Below are 21,139 nucleotides of genomic sequence, written 5' to 3'. Positions count from 1 at the left end.
AATCAGGACGATGGTCTTCGACAGGTAGCGTGGAAAGACACGCGCCCCCTATTTATGGTCTCGTATTCGCGGGACCTTTTCGTTACGCAATTCACCCCAGGAGGCGTGACATGACAAACGAGCAACAAGCGTTGCTGGACATGCCGATCTGGCTGGTCATCGTGCTCGCCCTGGTGGGCGGGGTAACCGGCGAAATGTGGCGTGCCGACAAGGAGGGCGCTCGCGGCTGGTCATTGCTGCGGCGTCTGGCCCTGCGTTCCGGGGCCTGCATGATTTGCGGGGTCTCGGCCATCATGCTGCTGTACGCCGCCGGCCTGTCTATCTGGGCGGCCGGCGCGTTCGGCTGCCTTACGGCGATGGCCGGCGCCGATGTCGCCATTGGCCTTTATGAGCGCTGGGCGGCCAAGCGGATCGGCGTGTGTGAAGTGCCGCCGCGTGATTCCCGCCCGGATCAATAAAGCCAGGTCCCTTTGCCGTTCTGGCATCCCCGGTCCGCTGCATGAACCCACGCAGCCGGACGCCTCGAAATTTGAATGGAAGCCACTTATGTCCCTCGACATCGATAAGCCGTCGCGTCTGTTTTTTGCCATTGCCGACGCGCTGCGTGCGGTTGGCCCGGGTTTGAAGGTCGGAGGCCGCCAGGACTTCGACGGTACGTTCGATCAGGCGTGGGTCCTGATCGCCATCGAACGCAATGCAGCCGGCGACCGCGCCCATGACGGGCGCATCGCCCATGTTTTGTCGATCTCGCTGCAAATCATTGTGCCGCCGACCCTGAGTAATCCGGGGTTGGCCGCTGGCGATCTGGCGAGCGTACTCAAGGGATTGGTCACGGATAACCGCTGGGGCCTGCCGGGTAGCCAATGCGACCTGCCCATGAACATCGATGCCTTGCCGTCGACGCTCATCAGCGGTTCGCAGGAGTACCTCGCCTGGACCCTTTCCTTTACCCAGACGATTTACCTCGGCGCATTGCTGCTGGAGGACCCGCTGGGCATCCCGAAATTCGCCAAAACCTGGGAAGTCTCGAACATCGACGACCCGGACCAATACACCGCACTTGAGGACTGAGCCATGTTCGATGCGCTTTTACGTCAGCAGCTCGGCCCGATCATTGAGCGTCTGGCCGAGATGGAGGCCGAACTTGAAGACGTGCACCGGCGCAGCGACAGCCTGTGTCGTATCGGCGTGTGCCAGGAGGTCGATGCGGCCAGCAATACCTGCCGGGTCAGCCACTCAGGATTGCTGACGCCGGCCATCCGTTTTTTCAACCCCAGCGCCGGGGCGCAAAGCGAGTCGCGGATCCCCTCGGTCGGCGAGCAATGCCTGTTACTGAACCATGGCGGCGGCGAGGGCGGCGCTCAATCCGTGGCGTTGTTCGGGCTTAACGGTAATCGGTTTCCACCCGCCTCGACCCAGGCTTCGCTGACGCGTCGCCTCTATCTGGACGGTACGGAAAGCGGTTACGACGACGCCCTTCATGCCTTGCACTGGAAGAACGGCCCGGCGGCGTTCAATGGCTCTCGCGAAGCGCTCGAGTTGAATCTCGGGCCGGCGAGACTTGCGATCACGCCTGAGGCCATCGAACTGCAACTGGGCGCGGTCGGCTTGCGACTCGACGCTTCCGGTGTGCACCTGAGCGGCCCGGTGGTGGATCACCAGGGACGCGTCATCAGTACCGCATAAAGAGTTTCCCATGATCGGAATCGAAAGAAACACCGGGGCGGCGGTCGATGACTGGCCGCAGTTTGTACAGCGCGCAACCCGAGCGCTGACCACGCCGTTGGGCACCCGGCAGAAACGTCCTTTGTATGGCTCGCTGATCCCGGAACTGCTGGGCCGCAACCTCGGCGACGACTTGCTGATGCTTGCCCAGAGCCACGCGGCGCAGGCGTTCTACAACCCGCAGAACGGCATCGATGATTTCCAGCCGCAGGTCATTGTGGCCGACCGGCAAGGTGCCGGGCTGGTCCTGCGATTCGCCGGCACCTGGCAAAACCGCAAACAGACTTTCGAGGTGGTGACATGAGTATGTTGATACCCGGCCAGAACCAGTTGGCCGAACCTTCGATCGTCACCGTCGAAGCGTTCGAGGATTTGCTCGCCGAGTTCAAGACGTTTGTCGTCGAGTACGTTGGTGCCCGCGCTCCCGAGTCGGCGGCAAAGATCAAGGTCAGCCTCGAAAACGAAAGCGAGTTGCTGACCCTGGCCCTTGAGGCCTTTTGTGTGCGCCTGCAAATCCACGAACGCAAATACAACGCCCGCATCAAGCAGATGCTGGCCTGGTGGGCGACTGGCAGCAACCTCGATGCCCGCCTCGCGGACATGGGGCTTGAGCGTCAGTTGCTGGACCCTGGCGACCCGGCGGCATTCCCGCCGATTGCGCCCGTGTACGAAAGCGACGACGACGCCCGGTTGCGTTATTACCTGGCGCCACACGCACCGGCTGCCGGTTCACGCATGCAATATCGCCGCGAGGTCTTCACCCTCGGCGAGCGTCCTGTGGTGAAGGTGGACACTCATGCCCCGGGCGAGGTGACGGTCACGTACACCTTCGACCCGGACGGCTACGCGGCGCAGGTCAAGGACGGCAATGGACGCCGCACCGCGCCCGGTGAGGTGATGGTCACGGTGCTGGCACGGGAGGGCGATGGCACCGCGTCCGATGAACTGCTCGACAGCGTGCGCCGGCACTTCGCCCGGCCTGACGTCCGACCGGAAACGGATCGGGTCACGGTGCAAAGCGCCCATATCAAAAACTACAAAATCCGCGTCGTCGCCCGAATCAACGCCGGCCCGGATTCGGGGCTGACCAAGGTGGCCGCGCAACAGCAACTGCAAGCGTATGCCCAGAGCTGTCATCGACTGGAAGGGCGGATCGATCCGAGCTGGATCGACTACACGCTGCATAGTGCCGGCGCGGTTCAACTGGACATTCTCGAACCGGTCGAGCCGATTGTGACGACGGCGTTTGAAGCGCCTTACTGCACCGGGGTCGAGGTCGAGGTGCTCACGCTATGAGTGACCAGACGCCGCACCCGAGCCTGTTGCCAGCCAACAGCTCACCGTTGGAAAAAGCCCTCGATATCGGCTTCGGTGCATTGCTTGACCGCATCGCGCCGCCGTTCCCCGAGCTGATGAACCCGACCTCGACGCCTCAGGCATTTCTGCCTTATCTCGCAGCGGATCGTGGTGTCAGTGAATGGAGCGCCAAGGCCGCCGAGGCGGAAAAGCGTTTGACCGTTGAACTGGCCTGGCCCACCGCGCGAAAGGCCGGGACACGTCAGGCCCTGGAAAACGCCGCGAAAGGATTGCGGTTAATGCCCGAGGTGCGTGCCTGGTACGAGCAGACACCGCCGGGCGCGCCTTACAGCTTTTCCGTGAGGGCATTTACCTCGCAACCCTACAGCGAAGAAATCGACGTTCGTCTCGACCGACGTCTGGCGGACGCCAAAAGCGAGCGCGACGTTCTGTCGGTGTCTGTCGGCTTGAGCGCATTCGGCAGTCACGTCATCGGCGCGGCGACGGTGTGCGGCGAACTGACCACGGTGTATCCGATTGTCATCGAAGGGCTTGACGCCTCGGGGCAGGCCTTCATGGCCGCCGGGCTCTACGTCGTTGAAACATCCACTATTTATCCTCAGGGGTCCTAAATGGCCGACTATTACACCCTGCTTACCAATGCGGGGATCGCCTACGAAACTGCCTGCAAGGCGGCAGGCGTGCCGATCAAACTGTCGCAGATTTCGGTCGGCGACGGCGGCGGCGCGGTTTACAACCCGGCGGCAACCGCCACTGCGCTTAAACGAGAAGTGTGGCGCGGGCCACTGAATGCCCTGTTCCAGGACGAGAAAAATCCGAGCTGGCTGCTCGCCGAAGTGACCATCCCGCCAGAAGAGGGCGGTTGGTATGTGCGTGAGGCCGGGCTCTGGACCGACACCGGCATCCTGTACGCCATCGTTAAATACCCGGAGTCGTTCAAGCCGGTGCTGGCGACCTCGGGTTCGGGCAAAGAGTTTTACATTCGCTCGATTTTCGAGACCAGCAACGCGTCGCTCGTCACGCTGTTGATCGACGACACCGTGGTCAAAGCGACGCGGGCGTGGGTGATGGGTTATCTCGCCGACGAACTGGCGAAGCTCGATGGCAAGCAATCCGTTCGCGTGGCCACCACGGAAAACATCGTGCTCAGTGGTGCGCAGCAAATCGATGGTGTCGCGGTGCTGTCCGGGCAGCGAGTGCTGGTGACGGCGCAAACGCTGGCGAAGGATAACGGCCTTTATGTGGCGGCTAACGGTGCCTGGGTGCGGGCGGCGGATGCCAATGCCAGCGCCAAGGTGACGCCTGGCCTGACGGTGATGGTCGAGGAGGGCACGGCGAACGGTGATTCGCTTTGGCATCTGGTGACGAACGGGCCGATCACGCTGGGGACTACGGCGCTGAGCTTTGAAATGCTGGCCGGTAGAACGGGGATTCAGGCAGGGACTTACAAGAGTCTGACGGTTGATAAATACGGTCGCGCCACGGGTGGTACGAACCCGGAAACGCTGGCGGGTTTTGGGATCAAGGACACTTACACCAAGCCTGAAATCGAAGCGCTGATTGCACAGGCTTCGGCGCTGCCGGTCGGGAGTATGGTCGGGTTGCCGGTGAACAAGGTTCCGCCCGGCTTTCTTGAACTTGACGGCAGTGTGCGCAGCATTGCGATCTATCCTGATTTGGCCGCGTTCCTCGGGACGTCGTTCAATCAGGGCAATGAAGGCGCGGGCAATTTTCGTCTTCCTGAATCGCGTGGCGAGTTCCTGCGTGGTTGGGACCATGGGCGCGGGGTTGATACCGGGCGCGCTATTGGTAGCTGGCAGAAAGGCTCTATGGTTGCTTCCGACATGCCATCAGGTGGGGCAGGCGTTACATCTCTCGCGCCAACCGCCTCCCAAGTTGCAGCGGACTTCGGTTTAGACCCCTTGACTACCCCTGAAGTGACAGGTCTCTACGGGGTGGCTACAGGTGCAGTGACCCCTATTGCCCTAAGTACCGTCGGTTTGATGCTGGGTACATCTCGACCGCGCAACCTGGCGGTGATGTGGTGCATCAAGGCCTGGAACGCCCCTGTTAATCAGGGACAGGTTGACGTCGGTGAACTGGTCAAGGAAGTGCAAAAGCTGAAAGCCGCCGTTCCAGTGGGCGCGCTTGTGCCGTTCCCATTGGGCACCGTTCCTCCCGGCTACCTTGAGGCGGATAACAGTCTTTTTGTGGATTCCGTTTATCCCGAGCTGGCTGCGTATCTGGACAAAAAATACAACGTGGCAGGCGATCCCGTCGGATCTACCCGGCTGCCTGAGACTCGCGGCGAGTTCTTGCGTGGATGGGATCATGGGCGTGGTGCGGACGCTGGGCGAACCATTGGTAGTTGGCAGAAGGGGTCGATTCATTCGTTTGACATCGGGCCATCGACTGGTGTGTGCGGGGAAAGGTCCGGGATTTTGCCGGCAACAGGCGAGAATGGTCGGTCCGATTTGGGGTATGACGCGGTGCAGGCCGCGCTATATCCGTCCGCGCAAGTCAATGTGGCGAATACGGCATCTACTATCGTCATCACTGAAACTATCGAAATATCCTACGGCGCAACCCGGCCACGCAACCTGGCGGTGATGTGGTGCATCAAAGCCTGGAACGCCCCGGTCAATCAGGGAACCATCGACGTGGCGGGCCTGGCGGCACAAGTGGGAGGCCTGGAAGCCAGACCACGCGGCGTAGGTGATGGCCAGACCTGGCAGAACGTCACCGCCAGTCGCGTGAGTGGCACCGTCTACACCAACACCACCGGTCGACCGATTCAGGTTCAAGTGGCAATCCAGTCCGGCTCGGTCACAGCCACCTGTGGTGGTGTAACTCTCACGACCACAGGCTTTCACGCCGCCTTCGTTGTCCCGGTCGGAACCACTTATTCCGTGACCCTCTCAAGCCCTGTCAATGCTGTCTGGTCGGAGCTGCGCCCATGAAGTATTTCCATAATCCACAGACCGGTAACGTCAATGCTTATGAAGATGACGCTCCCGCGCACTTTATCTCTGCCGGGTTGGTGCCTATGTCTGATGAAGAGGTTCAGGCGTACATCCAGAGCGCAACAGCGCCCACGACCACGAAAGCGGACGATGAGCGAAAGTGGCGCGATGCCGAACTGGTTTCGCTGATGTGGTTACGTGAGCGTCATCGCGATCAGCGTGAAATCGGAGGGCATACCACGCTGACCGCAGAGCAGTTCGGTGAGTTGCTCGTGTACATCCAGGCACTGCGCGACTGGCCTCAATCACCGGACTTCCCCGATACCCAGCATCGCCCGGTCGCCCCGTCCTGGATCGCCGAACACACCCAATAAACGCCCCGCACCGCCGGGGCGTTTTCTTATCCGCAACACAAACACACACACAACACCCGACAGCCCCTTACCCAAGGGGCTTTTTCGTTTATGGAGAAACAGAAATGGCAGAACGCCAAACGTACACCGTGCTCCTTCCATTCCCTACCGGGGGTGGCCACTGGTCGAGCATCGGCCAGGAACTGCAACTGCTCGATGTGGAGGCCAGTGCGCTACGCAGCGCTGGTCGTCTGGAGCTGAAAAAAGCCGAGGCTGCCGATTCGGCCTCTACATCCACCGCAGCGAAAAAAGCTGCTGCCAAGAAGGCTGAATAACCATGGCTGAGGTTTTGAACTTCGAGCACAACGGCATTACCGTCAATGCCACCGAATCCCCGGAGGCCATGGGCGGCCTGGGTGACAACGTCATCGGTCTGATCGGCACCGCGCCGAAGGCAGACCCGTTGATTCCACGCAATGCGCCGTTCCGCATCAACAGCTTCACCACCCAGGCGCTGCTCGATCCGACCGGCACCGAGGCAGGCACGCTGTATCACGCGGTCTTCCAGATCCTGAAAGTGGTCAAGGTGCCGGTCTACGTGGTCATCGTCGAAGAAGGCGCGACCCCGGCGGACACGCTGAACAACGTTATCGGCGGTGTCGATCCGCTGACCGGCCGCAAACTCGGCCTCGCGGCACTGGGCAGCGTGCCGGAAGACCTGACCATCATCGGCGCGCCGGGCTTCACCAGCACCAAAGCCGTGGCCGGTGAGTTCGCCTCGTTCGGCAAGCGCATCAAGGCCCGTGTGGTGCTCGACGGCAAGGATGCCGCGGTCGCCGATCAGGTGACGTACAGCCAGGAACTGGGCGGCGCGGAACTGGGTTTCGACCGCTGCCTGCTGGTGCACAACATGCCATCGGTGTACTCCAAGGCAGCGAAGAAGAACGTGTTCCTGTCGCCTTCGAGCCTGGCCATCGCGGCCCTGGCCAAGGTCAAGCAATGGGAGAGCCCGGGCAATCAGGTGACCTTTGCCGAGGACGTTTCGCGCGTCGTGGAATACAACATTCTCGACAAATCCACCGAAGGCGATCTGCTCAACCGCTACGGCGTCAGCTACTACGCCCGCACCATCCTCGGCGGCTTCTCGCTGCTGGGTAACCGTTCCATCACCGGCAAGTTCATCAGCTACGTCGGCCTGGAAGATGCGATCAGCCGCAAGCTGGTCAAGGCCGGCCAGAAAGCCATGGCCAAGAACCTCACCAAGTCGTTCATGGACCAGGAGGTCAAGCGCATCAACGACTGGCTGCAAACCCTGGTCGCCGACGAAACCATCCCCGGCGGCAGCGTGTACCTGCACCCGGAATTGAACAGCGTCGAGAAGTACAAGAACGGCACCTGGTACGTGGTCATCGACTACGGCCGCTACGCGCCGAACGAACACATGGTTTATCAACTCAATGCCCGCGATGAAATCATCGAGCAGTTCCTGGAGGACGTTCTCTAATGTTTACCAACCGCGTAAGACAGGCCATCGCGGCCACCCTGCAAGGCTTGCCGTTGTCGGCCACCGTGGAAGAGTTCACCCCGCCGAAGATCGAATTCGATATGGAAGCGATGGCGGGCGGGCGCTTCATCGCCGAAGAAATGATCAAGAGCGGCAAAGTGCTGGGCGCGACCCTCATTTTGCAAGGCGTCGGCGCCGAAGTGATGCTCTCCCTCGGCGTGAAGCTGGGCGACGACATTTTGTTGAACGTCCGTGAAGCCGGTCAGGATCAGGATGGCAACACCTGGTTCACCTACCACACCGTCGGCGGCAAGCTCAAATCGCTGACCGAGGCCAAGCTGAAGATGGGCGAAAAACCCCTCACCACGCTTGAGCTGTCCTGCCGCACCTACAACCGCCTGGAAAACGGCATCCCGGTGATCGACATCGACGTGCGCACCCAGAAGTTCGTGCTCAACGGCGTCGACATTCTCGGCGACGCCCGTCGCGCGGTGCTGATCCCTTAAGTCGCACTGCGATCACCGAACTGTGGGAGCGAGCCTGCTCGCGATTGCATTGTGTCAGTCGACATCACTTTTGAATGTGAACCCGCTATCGCGAGCAGGCTCGCTCCCACAAGGAGCATTGCTCAATCCCTTTTCATGATTCATCAAGGAATTCATCACATGTCCTGGACGCCTCCCGTTCACGCCTTGTTGTCGCCGATCACCGCCGACAATCAGTCGGAGATCGAACAGATTCAACTCAAACCGTTGTATTACGCCGCACAGAAAGAAGCCCTGGCCCGTGCCGGCGATGATGAGGACGATCAGTTCTTCGAGCTGGCGCTGCTGGCCACCGGTTTGTCGGTCAAGGAACTCGATCAACTCAAACGCCCGGACTACGTGAGCATCGCGCAGTACGTGCATGAGATGTCGACCTTGCCGACGTCGCATTTCCTTGAACAAGCGGACGAGGGTGAACAACCGTCGGCCGATCCCGACGAAGTGAGCTTGCTGCAACCGCTCACCGTGGCGGGTCGCACCTTGACCACGCTGACCCTGGAAATGCCGGTGCTGCGTGCGACCAAGGCGATGAAAAAACTCAAGACCGCCAAGGAACGCGCCGAATTCATCACGGCCCATTGCACCGGCCTGATGCTGCCCGATCTGGCCAGTTTGACCGTGCCTGACTGGACACAATTGCAGGTGCGAATCGACGATTTTTTAAACAAACCGGCGGCCTTCTTTCGGAGCGCGACATCGAAGTAATCCTCGATGTGGTGCCGCTCATTTACCCGATAAGTGAAGCGGACATTCTGGAATGGGACGTCGGCAAGGCCTTGCGCCGCTACGACATTGCGATCACTCGCCTTGGCGTCAAACAGGAGTAGAGGGGGATGACGGACGATAAATATTCGCTCAAGAACACAGCCATCAATGAAGACTGGCTGAAGTTTCGCGAGGTGGGCCTGAGCAGTGCCGTGTCATCGCTGGTGACGGGGGAGGGCACAGAGGATCTGGCGCCCGGTTTCAGCCAGGTGCTGGCCACACTGAGTCTCAAAATCAGTCTGCTGACCACGGCACTGGAATCGTTGAACCTGACGTTTTCCTCGCCGCGTTCGTTGATGCCGGCAACAGGTTCCGCCCCAAGGACGGCGTTGGCCAGTGGGCAAAACAGCGTGAGTGACGCGGGTGGCGCCATTGAGCGGCCATCGCTGCTCAAGTCGGTCGGCGTGAAGAGCGCTGTTGAGGCTGATCGTTCACCCGAGCGTCGGCGCGAGACGGTGATGGAGTCAAACCAGGGCGTCGCCAGTGTCCCGCTGATGGCTGCCGCAATCTCTGCGTCGGCGTACAGAACGCCGGCCATGATGGAGGCAGAGAAGCAGGCTGACTGGCGGATACCTTTGAGGCTCGACAGTCACGAGGTAATTGATCAGCCGCAGATCATCAATCGCCCTGGGAAAATACCCGGCGAGCAACAGTCGAACCTCGACAGCGTTCGCGACAATCATTTACCCGTGGCCACCGGCAATACACCGCCCGTGGCGGCAGAAAGCACACCTGCCTCCCTCAGCCCTCGGCTCAGTGGTCTGAAGGACACTGCCACGGCAGTCTTTCCGTATTTGGTAGCCCTGTTCACACCCGTACTCGACGAGATGAAAAATCAGATGGCCAAGCGGCTTTTGGGAGCGGCATCTGCCCGGCTTCCAAAACAGTTCGGTCAGGTGTTTTCCGAAGATTTCAGAGAAAAGAATCGAGCGAACAAAGCGGAGAAAGCGGAGAAAGCGGACACAAGCGAGGCAGTCTCGCGTCCTGGACCTAGAGATGGCCCGACCGTGCGTGTCAGTCCACGAGGCTCGCGCGGAGCTTCACGTCTGATGGCGATGGGGGCCTCGATGCGCTCGCTGACCCGCCGCGCACCCGGGCCGCTGAAAGCCGTCGGTGCGGCGATGGACGTCGTCGGCGGCGTAATGACCGGCAATCGCCGCATGCTCGGTGCCGGTCTTGGTGCAGCAGGTGGCGGCTGGGCGGGTGCGACCGCCGGTTCTGCGGTGGGTGCCACGTTAGGCAGTGTTGTTCCAGTGATCGGCACCGCCATTGGCGGTGTTCTGGGTGGCCTGATTGGTGGCTGGCTGGGCAGTGAATCGGGTGCGGCACTGGGCGACAAGCTGGCCGCTCCGACAGCCGATCGTTTGGCCTCGCCAGAGCAGATCAACAAGGAACTGACCAGCGCACCGACACAAAACCAGCAGATCAATTACTCACCGTCGATTCAGGTCACCTGCACCGGTGGGGAGAGCTCCGAGCACATCCGGACGATCGTGGCGCAGCAGCTGCAAACGCAGTTCCACGGCGAGTTTGTTCCACTGATGACCACCAACGCCCTCGCCACCCGACGTGGTGCGGCACTGACCGATGGAGGCAGGTAATGCGCCAGCAAATGATCCTGGGCAGTTTCATTTTCGGCCTGTCCCGCAACTTCGCCTACCACAGCATCGTGCACACATCGGACGGTGGCTGGGTGGAACTGGACATTGTGACCGGCAAGCCGAAATCCAGTCAGACCGGGCAGAAAGCCCAAACGATGAAGATTACAGGGACGTCGATGTACGCGGTGGCCATGGAGCGGCTCGATGAACTGCGCACGTTGCAGGAGCAGCGCAGGCCGGTGCCGTTGGTGGATGGCATCGGACGCAACTGGGGGCTTTGGCGAATCAACACTGTGACGGAAACCCAAAGCGTGATCATCGATGACGGCACGGCGATGGTCGTCGGTTGGGCAATAGACCTGTCGGAGTTCATCCATGCGTAGAGTTCGAAGTGTGGCCGGTGATTCGGTGAACCTGTTGCTGTACCGCGAACTGAGTCGCTGTGACGATGCCGTCGAAGAGGCACTGTGGCGGCTCAACCCCACGCTGGCAGAACAGGGGGCGGTATTACCTGCGGGTATCTGGGTAGTCCTGCCGGAAATTGACTCACAACCCGTTGTGACCACGCCGGTTTCCGCGTGGGATTAAGGAGGTTCCATGGCATTGGGTTTTACGCCAGAGGTAGAGATTTATGGGGCCAATAAGGACTTGATCAACAAGCGCCTGATCAGTTGGGAGCACATTGATGCCGCCGGTACCGAGTCCGATCAATTGACATTGACGCTCGATCTGGAAGGGCTTGAGGGGCTGCCGATCCTGGGCGGCAAGATTGGCCTGAAGGTCGGTTACGCGGAGTCCAGTCTGGTGGATAAGGGCCAGTTCACGGTGTCTCGCCTGACGCCGACGTTGTTCCCGCTGCGCTTGACGCTGGTGGCAACCGCAGCGCCGTTCAGTGCCGATGACAAGACCGGCTTCCTGCAGCGTCGATCGGCCAGTCATGGGCCGACCACCCTGGGTGCGCTGTTTCGCGAGATCGCTGAGCGGCATGGTTTTTCGCCACGGGTGGCACCCCAACTGGCACTGAAAAAAATCGACCACATCGATCAGTCCAACGAAAGTGACATGGCGTTTTTGACTCGCCTCGCCGGCATATACAAGGCCATCGCCAAACCGATGAATGAGCTGTATGTGCTGGCGCTCCCAAGTCAGACCAAGTCACTGTCGGGCAAGGTGTTGCCCCAGGTGAAACTGTCGGTGACCACCAACAATCGACCCGGCGATCGCGCCTTCATTTCCGCCACGCTCGATGACTCCGTCCGGGCGAAAAACCAGGGCTGCAAGACGAGTTGGTGGGACGCGGCAGCGGGGGTGGTGCGGGTGATTGAAACCGGTAGCGCGCCGTTCAAGGTCATCGGTCGGCTCTGCCAGAATGAAGCGGAGGCCAGGGATATCGGCGAGGGTGAAGTGCGCAAATTGCTGCGTGAAAAGCTCAAGGTGAAAATCAGTTGCCCGGGTAATCCGGCGCTGTCCGCCGAGGGTGTCTTGTTGCTCGACCAGTCCTGGCCGGATTTCCTGCGCGGGTACTGGTCGATCGAAAAGGTCATTGCCAGCGGTGACAAATATCAAAGCTATCGCTGCATGATCGAGGCGAAGTGTCCGGATGCCACGTAATAACGCAATCAAATGCACTGGCGCCGGTCTGGCGGATCAATGGCGAACGGAACATCACTCATGCCGCTTACTGTCCTGCAATTACAGCAAATACTTCCCAACGCCCGCAGCCAAGCGGGCGTTTTCATTTCTGCTCTCAATAGCGCCATGGATGGCCATGACATCAACACGCCCAAACGCAGCGCCGCTTTCCTTGCGCAAGTCGGTCACGAATCCGGGCAGTTGCACTACGTGCGCGAACTCGGCGGTGATCAGTATTTGAGCAAGTACGACACCGGCACCCTGGCCGCTCGTTTGGGCAATACACCCATGCCCGACGGTGATGGCCAAAGGTACCGAGGCCGTGGCCTGATCCAGATTACCGGCCGCCATAACTACCAGCAGTGCAGCCTCGGATTGTTCGGCGACGAGCGTCTGTTGCAGTTGCCGGAACTGTTGGAGCAACCGCAATGGGCCGCCGAATCCGCCGCCTGGTTCTGGCGGCAAAACGGCCTCAACGAGCTGGCTGATCGTGACCAGTTCAACAGCATCACCCGCCGGATCAACGGGGGGCTGAACGGGTTGCAGGATCGTTTGCAACTCTGGGCGCGGGCGAGGGCGGTGTTATGCCAGCCTTCGGTTTGATCCCGGGGTCGTGGCGGGTGGTTGGCGTTGTTGTGTTGCTGGCTGTGTTGGCTGGTGGCTCGGCAACGCTGGCCTGGCGATTTCAGGATGGGCGTTATGGGCGGCAACTGGCGGAACAGGCCGGGGCGCACGCCGAGATGCTCAACCAACTGACCCTGGCGGCGGCCGCTCGACAACAGACCGAGCAGGATAAACGGCTGGCGCTGGAACAGCGGCTATCGGCCAGCGAACAAACCCATTACCGAGCGCTTAGCGATGCCCAACGTGATCAAGGTCGCTTGCGCGATCGTCTTGCCACTGCTGATGTGCGGCTGTCAGTCCTCCTCGATGCCCATGACGCTGCCTCAGCCTGTGCAGTGCCAACCGCCGCCAGCACCGGCAGCGTGGATCATGGCGCCGTTCGAGCCCGACTTGACCCGGCGCATGCTCAACGAATTATCGCCATCACCGACGCCGGCGACCGTGCACTGATTGCGTTGCAGGCCTGTCAGGCTTATATCAGGGCGCTCGGTCGCTAACATTTTGATCGATCCTGTAACTTGCAAGCGTGATCCGCTCGTGTACGGTAGTCCCATTCCGCCCGCTCAGGAGATGACCGTGAAAGAAATCACCCAACTGGCCGCTGAACTGGGCAGACGCCTGCAGCTTCTCAATGCTCACGTCACCGCAGCCGAATCCTGTACCGGCGGCGGCATTTGCGAGGCGATCACCCGGATTCCGGGGAGTTCGGCGTGGTTCGAGGCCGGTTATGTGACGTACTCCAACCGGCAGAAGACCGAGCAACTGAATGTCCCGGTCGGGTTGTTTGCGACGGTGGGGGCGGTCAGTCGCGAAGTGGTCGAGGCCATGGTCCGTGGCGCCCAGGAAAAAAGCCGGGCGTATTTTGCCGTGGCGGTCAGCGGTGTGGCGGGGCCGGATGGCGGTTCGCCGAACAAGCCGGTCGGCACGGTCTGGCTGGCCTGGGGCGTGGGGGAGCGGGTGTTCAGCGAGGTGCAGCACTTCCCCGGCAACCGCGATGAGGTCCGCCGACAAACGGTGAAGGCCGCGCTAGAGGGGCTGCTGCGCCATGCCTCGGGAGAAATCTCAAATCAGGGGTAGGCGATCCTGAATCGCTGTGGAATAATACTGGCTACTTATACAGGTGTTGGCCGTCAGGCCTTATTGATTACGTGAGGACTTTAATGGACGACAACAAGAAGAAAGCCTTGGCTGCGGCCCTGGGTCAGATCGAACGTCAATTCGGCAAGGGTGCCGTAATGCGTATGGGCGATCAGGACCGTCAGGCGATCCCGGCTATTTCCACTGGCTCTCTGGGTCTGGACATCGCGCTCGGCATTGGCGGTCTGCCAAAAGGCCGTATCGTTGAAATCTACGGTCCTGAATCCTCCGGTAAAACCACGCTGACACTGTCGGTAATCGCCCAGGCTCAAAAAGCCGGCGCGACCTGCGCATTCGTCGACGCCGAACACGCCCTCGATCCTGAATACGCCGGCAAGCTCGGCGTCAACGTCGACGACCTGCTGGTTTCCCAGCCGGACACCGGTGAGCAGGCCCTGGAAATCACCGACATGCTGGTGCGTTCCAACGCGGTTGACGTGATCATCGTCGACTCCGTAGCCGCCCTGGTTCCAAAGGCTGAAATCGAAGGCGAAATGGGTGACATGCACGTGGGCCTGCAAGCCCGTCTGATGTCCCAGGCGCTGCGTAAAATCACCGGTAACATCAAGAACGCCAACTGCCTGGTGATCTTCATCAACCAGATCCGTATGAAAATCGGCGTGATGTTCGGCAGCCCGGAAACCACCACCGGTGGTAACGCGCTGAAGTTCTACGCTTCGGTTCGTCTGGACATCCGTCGTACTGGCGCGGTGAAAGAAGGTGATGAAGTCGTCGGTAGCGAAACCCGCGTCAAGGTTGTGAAGAACAAGGTTGCTTCGCCGTTCCGTCAGGCCGAGTTCCAGATTCTTTACGGCAAGGGCATCTACCTGAACGGTGAGATGATCGACCTGGGTGTTCTGCACGGTTTCGTCGAGAAGTCCGGTGCCTGGTATGCCTACGAAGGCACCAAGATCGGTCAGGGCAAGGCCAACTCGGCCAAGTTCCTGGCGGACAACCCGGAAATCGCGGCGAAACTTGAGAAGCAATTGCGTGACAAGTTGCTGTCTCCGTCATCGGTAGCGGAATCCAAAGCTTCTGCGGTCAAAGAGACTGAAGATGACCTGGCTGACGCTGATATCTGATTGATCCGATGACCGCCGTACTCGATACACTCGTCGCGGTGCGGCGAACCGCAATGGACCTGCTCGCGCGACGCGAGCACGGTCGGGTCGAGCTGACGCGTAAACTGCGTCAGCGCGGCGCTCTCCCTGAAATGATCGACACAGCACTCGACCGCTTGACGGAAGAGGGCCTGTTGTCCGAATCCCGTTACCTCGAAAGCTTCGTTTCCTACCGTGCCCGATCCGGCTATGGCCCTTTGCGTATTCGCGAAGAGTTGAGCCAGCGTGGCCTGCAACGCAATGACATCGAACTCGCACTGCGTGAGAGCGGTATCAACTGGCAGGAACAACTGGAAGATACCTGGCGGCGCAAGTTTGCCGGGCATTTACCGATAGACGCCCGGGAACGCGCCAAGCAAGGGCGGTTCCTCGCTTATCGGGGGTATTCCATGGAAATGATCAACCGCTTGTTCAGCGGTCGAGGAATGGATGATTAAACAAAAACGGCCCGCTATTTCGATAGCGGGCCGTTTTTTTTTGCCTCACGTAACCTTTGACGGTTCCCGCGTGCGTTGTTGCGCCTGGGGTTTGGACTGCGCCCAGTTTTCCGGCAGGTTGATGTAGTCCACCAGTTCGCGCAGTCGTCCATGATCACGGGCGTTAAAGGTGAAGGCCAGGCGAGCGAGGTGGCTGAACTGCGGTTCGTCGTGCTCCTCGCCGCTGTAGGCATGCTGATGGAAGTGATCGCTCAGGCACAGGTCGGCGAACGCTTGTTGCATGTGCTCGAGCGCAGCATCACTGAGTTTGTGGTTCATGCGGATCACGAATTGATGCTTGAGCCAGCGGCTGGAGTGGAAGTTGCTGTAGAACTGATTGATCTGCTCAACCGCCTCCTCGGCGTTGTAGACCAGGCTCACCAGCTTCATGTCGGTCGGCAGGATGTAGCGGTTCTCCTCCAGTTGATTGCGGATGAAATCCAGTGCGCCTTGCCAGAACGTGCCACCTGGAGCGTCCAGCAGCACCACTGGTACCAGCGGGCTTTTACCGGTTTGAATCAGTGTCAGCACTTCCAGCGCTTCATCAAGGGTGCCGAAACCGCCAGGGCACAAAACCAGCGCATCGGCTTCCTTGACGAAGAACAGCTTGCGGGTAAAGAAAAAGTGGAACGGCAGCAAGTTGGTGGTGCCGTTCACGGTGGGATTCGCATGCTGCTCGAAGGGCAGGGTGATGTTGAATCCCAGGCTGTGTTCAAGGCCGGCACCTTCGTGGGCGGCCGCCATGATGCCGCCGCCTGCGCCAGTGATCACCATCAGGTCGGAGCGCGCCAGTGCGGCGCCGAGTTCTCTGGCCAGGCCATACAACGGGTGTTCTATCGGTGTGCGGGCCGAGCCGAATACCGTGACTTTGCGCCGTCCGCGAAACTGTTCGAGCACACGGAAGGCGTGTTCGAGTTCGCGCAGGGCTTGCAGGGTGATCTTGGCATTCCAGCGGTTGTGATCGTCCTGGGCCATGCGCAGCACGGTCAGGATCATGTCGCGGTAGATCGGGATGTTCGGGCTGTTGGGTGAAACCAGGTTGAGTTGCTCTTCGACCTTGCTGATGAGGTCGTGGCCGCTTTCTTCGAAATGACGGCTGAGGAGGTCATTCGGTTGGTAAGGCATCAACTTCTCCTTCCGTACAGGCTCTGTTGTTCCTTTGGATGAAAGAAACATTCGCATCGGAAAACGCAAACCAGGCAGCCCCTTTTCTGCCCTGAAAAGTGAACGGGAACACTATGAATCTAGACCCTCTAGATGGTTTTCGCTGACTTGATCATTGCGCTGCAAAGTCTTTCCTGGCAACCGCTTATTGACGATTTGCAAGGTGATTTCACCGCTCGTCTGAACCTGCGCCAAGTGTCCGGCACTCTGATTTACTAAATTACAGACGTGACACGACAGCTTTGCGTCAAAGGCAGGGCGCACGGTACAAGCGGTTCAAGGATTTTGTCGCTCAAGCAAGGGCGAAGTGCAAGGAGGCGGGATGCTATGGCCAGAGTCATTCTGGAGATCGATACGCAACTGTATCGATTATTGAAGTCATCGGCCGAGACCAATCATTTGAGTCTCGAAGAGGAGTGTTGCCGGCGTCTGGAGGGAGCCGAGCGGCGTTCGCGCTATTTACAGGCGTTGTTGGCCGAACTGCGCGCCGAGGATGAACAGCGGCGCGCCAATTCCCATTGATTACTTTTTCTTTGCCGGCGGCGTGGCTTTCGGGCAATCCGATTCCTCGAAGCTGGCGGAGCCGACCGCGCGATTGGTTTTCACCTCGGTAAAGTCGTAACGCATGATCGCGCCCTTCTTCATCAGCTTGCGGAACCCCTCGTTTCTGCAGACGGAAGCGCCAAGCTGGAAGTACACCGCTTTCGGATCAGCCCGCATCTTGTTGGCGTGGCTGCTTTGCACGCTCAAGTGGTTGATCAGAACATTGCCTTCGGCGGTGTAGCCCTGATCGAGAATGTCTTCGTTGATCGCCCGTGGCGTGCCGACGCTGCTTTGTGCGGCGACGTTTCGCAGCTCTCTGTTGAGATTCTGCTCACTCAAGGACGCAGCCTGAGCGCTGAAGGACGACGCCAGCAGGATGGCAGCGGTGGGAACGATAAGGCGCAGCATGAAACTCTCCTGGTTCGGTGACTGGTGGTTCGACCAGCCACAGGGCTGTGCGTTCATTGGCGGCGAATTATAGGGGAGCCCGTCTGGACGGTACAGGCTTGTGCCGGCCGCTCTGGTAAACTGCCGGCCTTTATCGCCCTGAGTGCCGTTCGTGTCGAGTTTTCCTGTCTGCCGGTGTTGCCCACGATGAACCACGCCCCCAACGCCGTAGCCCGCTTGCGCGACCAGCGCGAAGAGGAGGGCATCAAGCCGATTCAGGCCCGAGGCTGGAGGGCGACGCGTTGCCGTGCCTGCCGCGTGATCGAGAGCCATTGCCTGTGTGCCTGGCGTCCGCAGGTCGAGACCCGCTCGGGCGTGTGCCTGATCATGACCAACAAGGAAGTGTTCAAACCGAGTAACACCGGCTGGCTGATCGCCGATGTGGTGCGCGACAACCATGCGTTCATCTGGTCGCGCACGGAAACCGATCCGCAGTTGCTGGCGTTGCTCGCCGACCCGCAATGGCAGCCGTATCTGGTGTTTCCGGGCGAGTACGTCGAACCTGAGCGCGTGACCAACACCGTCGAGGTGGATAGCAGCAAGCGACCGCTGTTCATTCTGCTGGACGCGACCTGGACCGAAGCCCGGAAGATTTTTCGCAAAAGCCCGTACTTTGAATCATTGCCGATCCTGAGCCTGCTGCCCGAGAAGCTGTCGCGCTATCGTCTGCGCCGGTCGACTCGCAGCGAGCATTTGTGCACGGCGGAAGTGGCGGCGTTGTGCCTCGATCTGGCGGGCGATGTCGACGCCGCGTCGGCACTGGACGCTTATTTCGACGTGTTCAGCCAACATTACCTCGATGCCAAGCATCAGCTGGAAATGAACGTTGCAACACCGGCACATGCCGAGCTGATGCCTTTCGTACCGAAAGCGGCCGTCGTCACGGCCTGATTGTCGCCCATACTGCAAAGAACTGTAGCGGCCAGGCACCTTGACCACCCCGGTTTCGCTGGGCATGCTTGGCGCCGATTGGGGCGCGGCTGTAGTTTCATACGCCGTATTGTTTACGTGATTGCCACGTCATTGGCGTTGAACGTGCCCTGTTGGTGCAGCTCCGTGGCTGCGCCTTGAGCTGTTAGAAGAACAGGATCATTTGAAAAATGGCCACATACGAAATCCTGATTGCCGATGACCACCCTCTTTTTCGTAGCGCCTTGCATCAAGCGTTGACCCTGGGCCTTGGCCCGGACGTCCGTCTGGTGGAAGTGGCGAGCATCGCCGAGCTGGAAACCCGCCTCGACGAAAAATCCGACTGGGACCTGGTGTTGCTGGACCTGAACATGCCGGGCGCCTACGGTTTTTCCGGGCTGGTGCTGCTGCGTGGTCAGTACCCGCAAATTCCGGTGGTGATGGTGTCGGCCCAGGAAGAAGCCTCGATCATGGTCAAGTCCCGTGAGTTCGGTGCCAGCGGTTTCATTCCTAAATCGAGTGACCTGAGCGTGATCCAGAAAGCCGTACGTTCGGTACTGGATGGCGATGTGTTCTGGCCGCCTCAGGCGTTCGAAGCAGTCAGCGTTTCCGATGAAGCCAAGGCCGCCAGTGAAGGCCTTGCCAGCCTGACACCGCAGCAGTTTCGGGTGCTGACCATGGTCTGCGAAGGCCTGCTGAACAAACAGATTGCCTACGAACTGAGCGTGTCCGAAGCGACGATCAAAGCCCACGTCACGGCGATTTTCCGTAAGCTGAATGTACGGACCCGAACCCAGGCGGCGTTGCTCCTGCAACAACTTGAGTCAATTTCAAGCCACTGAAGGTTGGCGTCTTCACGCTTTTTTGACTTTGGTTGATCTAGCTTTCCCACTCCTTTTTGGTCAGTTGCCACTTTTATGTCCCCTTTCAAAGGCCAGACCGGCCTGAAACGCATCCTTAACGCCTCCGGTTACTCGCTGGACGGCCTGCGCGCAGCCTTCACCGGCGAAGCGGCTTTTCGGCAACTGGTGTTGCTCAATGTCATCCTGATTCCGATTTCGTTCTTTTTGAACGTCAGCCGCGTCGAGCAGGCGCTGTTGATAGCCGTCTGCTTGTTGGCGTTGATCGTCGAGTTGCTCAATTCAGCGGTGGAAGCGGCCATCGACCGCATTTCCCTGGAGCTGCACCCACTGTCCAAGAACGCCAAGGACATGGGCAGCGCCGCGCAGTTGGTGGCGTTGACCATGATCGCGCTGGTGTGGGCGGTGATCCTGCTTTAAGCGATGGTGGGCAGCACGATCTCGTCGCTGCGCTGAACCCCGGCGGTGAAAGCGCGGCACAGGTCGAGGAATTCGCGCATCGCCGGTGTCTGAAATTTCTGTTTGTGCCAGATGAAATAGAACTGCCGCGCCAGATCGAGATCCGGCGTCTCCACCGGCACCAGGCTGCCGCGGCGAAACGCGTCGCGCAGTGCCAGCCGTGAAATGCAGCCAATCCCCAATCCTGATTCCACCGCGCGCTTGATCGCTTCGGTGTGTTCCAGCTCCAGGCGGATATTCAACGCGCTGCGATGATGACGCATGGCCTGGTCAAAGGTCAGGCGCGTGCCCGAGCCTTGCTCACGCAGAATCCACGCCTCGTGGCTCAGTTCTTCCATGGTCGCCGTGCCGCGCAGGGCCAGCGGATGCTGCGGCGCGCAGAACACCACCAGCTCATCCTCGACCCAACTCTGCACTTCGATGTCCGGATGGCTGCAGTCGCCTTCGATTAGACCCAGATCAATTTCATAATGCGCAACTTGTTGCACGATGTTGGCAGTGTTTTGCACGTGCAGCTTCACCTGGCTTTCCGGGTGGCGCTGCATGAAGCTGCCGATCAGCAGCGTAGCCAGGTAGTTGCCGATCGTGAGGGTCGCGCCGACCGCCAGCGAGCCGAAACCGGATTTGCCGTTGAGCAGGTCTTCGATTTCCTTGGCCTGGTCGAGCAACGCCACCGCTTGCGGCAACAATTGCTTGCCGAGGGCGTTGAGGCTCAGCCGTTTACCGGCGCGGTCGAACAGCTGGCAGCTGGACTGGCGCTCCAGTTCGGTGATTGAAGTGCTTGCCGCCGATTGCGACAGGTTGAGCAGGCCCGCAGCACGGGATACGCTTTCCTGCTGGGCGACGGCGACGAAGACTTGAAGTTGACGGAGAGTAAATCGCATATCGATATAACCGATAACCCTTATCTTAATAATCCATTTAACAGATATTGTCGCTGCCATTAGAATGCGATGCAATTGCGCAGACCACAGGCGCAGGCAAAATCTCCAGG

Annotated in this window: 29 protein-coding genes; 26 read left to right on the top strand and 3 right to left on the bottom strand. The window is 59.8% G+C overall.

Translation table 11 applies throughout. The annotated features are described in order from the left end of the window. The first annotated feature begins 110 nt into the window (after positions 1 to 110). From IB246_RS15365 to recX, 21 genes are all read left to right on the top strand, one after another. Positions 111 to 458, top strand: coding sequence for a phage holin family protein (locus IB246_RS15365; protein WP_008039324.1), 348 nt, complete (start codon positions 111 to 113; stop codon positions 456 to 458). Positions 459 to 546: 88 nt separating this feature from the next. Next, positions 547 to 1,071, top strand: a complete 525-nt coding sequence (locus IB246_RS15360) for a hypothetical protein (protein WP_008039322.1) — start codon at positions 547 to 549, stop codon at positions 1,069 to 1,071. A gap of 3 nt (positions 1,072 to 1,074) precedes the next feature. Next, a complete protein-coding gene (locus IB246_RS15355) occupies positions 1,075 to 1,686 on the top strand; it encodes a phage baseplate assembly protein V (protein ID WP_008039320.1) in 612 nt (203 codons plus the stop codon). Positions 1,687 to 1,696: 10 nt separating this feature from the next. Beyond that, a complete protein-coding gene (locus IB246_RS15350) occupies positions 1,697 to 2,029 on the top strand; it encodes a hypothetical protein (protein ID WP_008039318.1) in 333 nt (110 codons plus the stop codon). Next, on the top strand, positions 2,026 to 3,021 hold the full coding sequence (locus tag IB246_RS15345; protein ID WP_008039317.1) for a baseplate J/gp47 family protein: 996 nt from the start codon (positions 2,026 to 2,028) through the stop codon (positions 3,019 to 3,021). Before IB246_RS15350 ends, IB246_RS15345 begins: the two co-directional genes overlap by 4 nt. Then, on the top strand, positions 3,018 to 3,653 hold the full coding sequence (locus IB246_RS15340; protein WP_008039316.1) for a phage tail protein I: 636 nt from the start codon (positions 3,018 to 3,020) through the stop codon (positions 3,651 to 3,653). Before IB246_RS15345 ends, IB246_RS15340 begins: the two co-directional genes overlap by 4 nt. After that, positions 3,654 to 6,002 carry a phage tail protein gene (locus IB246_RS15335; protein ID WP_008039314.1) on the top strand — a complete coding sequence of 783 codons (2,349 nt, stop codon included), beginning with the start codon at positions 3,654 to 3,656 and terminating at the stop codon, positions 6,000 to 6,002. Next, the gene (locus tag IB246_RS15330) at positions 5,999 to 6,379 is read left to right on the top strand and encodes a phage tail assembly chaperone (RefSeq protein ID WP_008039313.1); all 381 of its coding nucleotides are present in this window, start codon (positions 5,999 to 6,001) and stop codon (positions 6,377 to 6,379) included. Before IB246_RS15335 ends, IB246_RS15330 begins: the two co-directional genes overlap by 4 nt. 104 nt (positions 6,380 to 6,483) lie before the next feature. Next, complete coding sequence (locus tag IB246_RS15325; RefSeq protein ID WP_008039310.1) at positions 6,484 to 6,693, top strand: hypothetical protein; 210 nt, start codon at positions 6,484 to 6,486, stop codon at positions 6,691 to 6,693. A 2-nt stretch (positions 6,694 to 6,695) separates the two neighbouring features. Next, positions 6,696 to 7,862, top strand: a complete 1,167-nt coding sequence (locus IB246_RS15320; RefSeq protein ID WP_008029994.1) for a hypothetical protein — start codon at positions 6,696 to 6,698, stop codon at positions 7,860 to 7,862. Next, positions 7,862 to 8,368, top strand: coding sequence for a phage major tail tube protein (locus tag IB246_RS15315; RefSeq protein WP_008039308.1), 507 nt, complete (start codon positions 7,862 to 7,864; stop codon positions 8,366 to 8,368). The genes IB246_RS15320 and IB246_RS15315 overlap by 1 nt, the downstream gene beginning before the upstream one ends. A gap of 159 nt (positions 8,369 to 8,527) precedes the next feature. Next, complete coding sequence (locus tag IB246_RS15310; protein ID WP_008039304.1) at positions 8,528 to 9,112, top strand: phage tail assembly protein; 585 nt, start codon at positions 8,528 to 8,530, stop codon at positions 9,110 to 9,112. A gap of 128 nt (positions 9,113 to 9,240) precedes the next feature. Then, on the top strand, positions 9,241 to 10,773 hold the full coding sequence (locus IB246_RS15305; protein WP_008039300.1) for a hypothetical protein: 1,533 nt from the start codon (positions 9,241 to 9,243) through the stop codon (positions 10,771 to 10,773). Next, complete coding sequence (locus tag IB246_RS15300) at positions 10,773 to 11,156, top strand: phage tail protein (RefSeq protein ID WP_008039298.1); 384 nt, start codon at positions 10,773 to 10,775, stop codon at positions 11,154 to 11,156. Before IB246_RS15305 ends, IB246_RS15300 begins: the two co-directional genes overlap by 1 nt. Further along, entirely contained in the window at positions 11,149 to 11,361 is a 213-nt protein-coding gene (locus IB246_RS15295; protein ID WP_008039297.1) for a tail protein X, read from the top strand. The genes IB246_RS15300 and IB246_RS15295 overlap by 8 nt, the downstream gene beginning before the upstream one ends. Positions 11,362 to 11,370: 9 nt before the next feature. Beyond that, positions 11,371 to 12,384: a hypothetical protein gene (locus IB246_RS15290; protein WP_008039296.1), complete on the top strand. Its 1,014-nt coding sequence runs from the start codon at positions 11,371 to 11,373 to the stop codon at positions 12,382 to 12,384. 60 nt (positions 12,385 to 12,444) lie between these two features. Next, positions 12,445 to 13,008: a glycoside hydrolase family 19 protein gene (locus tag IB246_RS15285; protein WP_008039295.1), complete on the top strand. Its 564-nt coding sequence runs from the start codon at positions 12,445 to 12,447 to the stop codon at positions 13,006 to 13,008. Next, positions 12,990 to 13,526, top strand: coding sequence for a lysis system i-spanin subunit Rz (locus tag IB246_RS15280; protein WP_008030007.1), 537 nt, complete (start codon positions 12,990 to 12,992; stop codon positions 13,524 to 13,526). The genes IB246_RS15285 and IB246_RS15280 overlap by 19 nt, the downstream gene beginning before the upstream one ends. Positions 13,527 to 13,605: 79 nt before the next feature. Then, entirely contained in the window at positions 13,606 to 14,106 is a 501-nt protein-coding gene (locus tag IB246_RS15275) for a CinA family protein (protein WP_008039294.1), read from the top strand. Between the two features lie 83 nt (positions 14,107 to 14,189). Continuing rightward, positions 14,190 to 15,248: a recombinase RecA gene (gene recA / locus IB246_RS15270; RefSeq protein ID WP_008030012.1), complete on the top strand. Its 1,059-nt coding sequence runs from the start codon at positions 14,190 to 14,192 to the stop codon at positions 15,246 to 15,248. Between the two features lie 8 nt (positions 15,249 to 15,256). Beyond that, complete coding sequence (recX, locus tag IB246_RS15265) at positions 15,257 to 15,724, top strand: recombination regulator RecX (protein WP_008039293.1); 468 nt, start codon at positions 15,257 to 15,259, stop codon at positions 15,722 to 15,724. Positions 15,725 to 15,769: 45 nt separating this feature from the next. Here recX and IB246_RS15260 read toward each other — a convergent pair whose 3' ends face one another. Continuing rightward, a complete protein-coding gene (locus tag IB246_RS15260) occupies positions 15,770 to 16,888 on the bottom strand; it encodes a TIGR00730 family Rossman fold protein (protein ID WP_008039292.1) in 1,119 nt (372 codons plus the stop codon). 132 nt (positions 16,889 to 17,020) lie between these two features. Between IB246_RS15260 and IB246_RS28850 the strand changes: the two genes are divergently transcribed. Beyond that, positions 17,021 to 17,146, top strand: coding sequence for a hypothetical protein (locus IB246_RS28850; protein WP_259331695.1), 126 nt, complete (start codon positions 17,021 to 17,023; stop codon positions 17,144 to 17,146). A gap of 108 nt (positions 17,147 to 17,254) precedes the next feature. Next, positions 17,255 to 17,449, top strand: coding sequence for a hypothetical protein (locus IB246_RS15255; protein ID WP_008030018.1), 195 nt, complete (start codon positions 17,255 to 17,257; stop codon positions 17,447 to 17,449). On the opposite strand, the gene IB246_RS15250 is transcribed toward IB246_RS15255, so the two are convergent. Next, complete coding sequence (locus tag IB246_RS15250; RefSeq protein ID WP_008030019.1) at positions 17,450 to 17,878, bottom strand: PA3611 family quorum-sensing-regulated virulence factor; 429 nt, start codon at positions 17,876 to 17,878, stop codon at positions 17,450 to 17,452. It lies immediately after the preceding gene. A gap of 186 nt (positions 17,879 to 18,064) precedes the next feature. Here IB246_RS15250 and IB246_RS15245 point away from each other — a divergent pair, with 186 nt between their 5' ends. The 3 genes from IB246_RS15245 to IB246_RS15235 all read left to right on the top strand — a co-directional run bounded on the left by IB246_RS15245 (position 18,065) and on the right by IB246_RS15235 (position 20,106). Beyond that, positions 18,065 to 18,808 (top strand): tRNA-uridine aminocarboxypropyltransferase, encoded by a 744-nt coding sequence (locus IB246_RS15245; RefSeq protein WP_008039290.1) that lies wholly within the window; start codon positions 18,065 to 18,067, stop codon positions 18,806 to 18,808. Positions 18,809 to 19,017: 209 nt separating this feature from the next. Beyond that, complete coding sequence (gene erdR / locus IB246_RS15240; RefSeq protein WP_008039285.1) at positions 19,018 to 19,668, top strand: response regulator transcription factor ErdR; 651 nt, start codon at positions 19,018 to 19,020, stop codon at positions 19,666 to 19,668. Between the two features lie 75 nt (positions 19,669 to 19,743). After that, positions 19,744 to 20,106, top strand: a complete 363-nt coding sequence (locus tag IB246_RS15235) for a diacylglycerol kinase (RefSeq protein WP_008030027.1) — start codon at positions 19,744 to 19,746, stop codon at positions 20,104 to 20,106. On the opposite strand, the gene IB246_RS15230 is transcribed toward IB246_RS15235, so the two are convergent. Beyond that, positions 20,103 to 21,029, bottom strand: a complete 927-nt coding sequence (locus IB246_RS15230) for a LysR family transcriptional regulator (protein ID WP_008030029.1) — start codon at positions 21,027 to 21,029, stop codon at positions 20,103 to 20,105. The genes IB246_RS15235 and IB246_RS15230 overlap by 4 nt on opposite strands. Positions 21,030 to 21,139 lie beyond the last annotated feature (110 nt).

This window comes from Pseudomonas sp. PDM01 (genome assembly GCF_014852325.1).
GTDB lineage: Bacteria > Pseudomonadota > Gammaproteobacteria > Pseudomonadales > Pseudomonadaceae > Aquipseudomonas > Aquipseudomonas migulae.
This window is presented reverse-complemented; position numbering and strand designations above follow the sequence as displayed.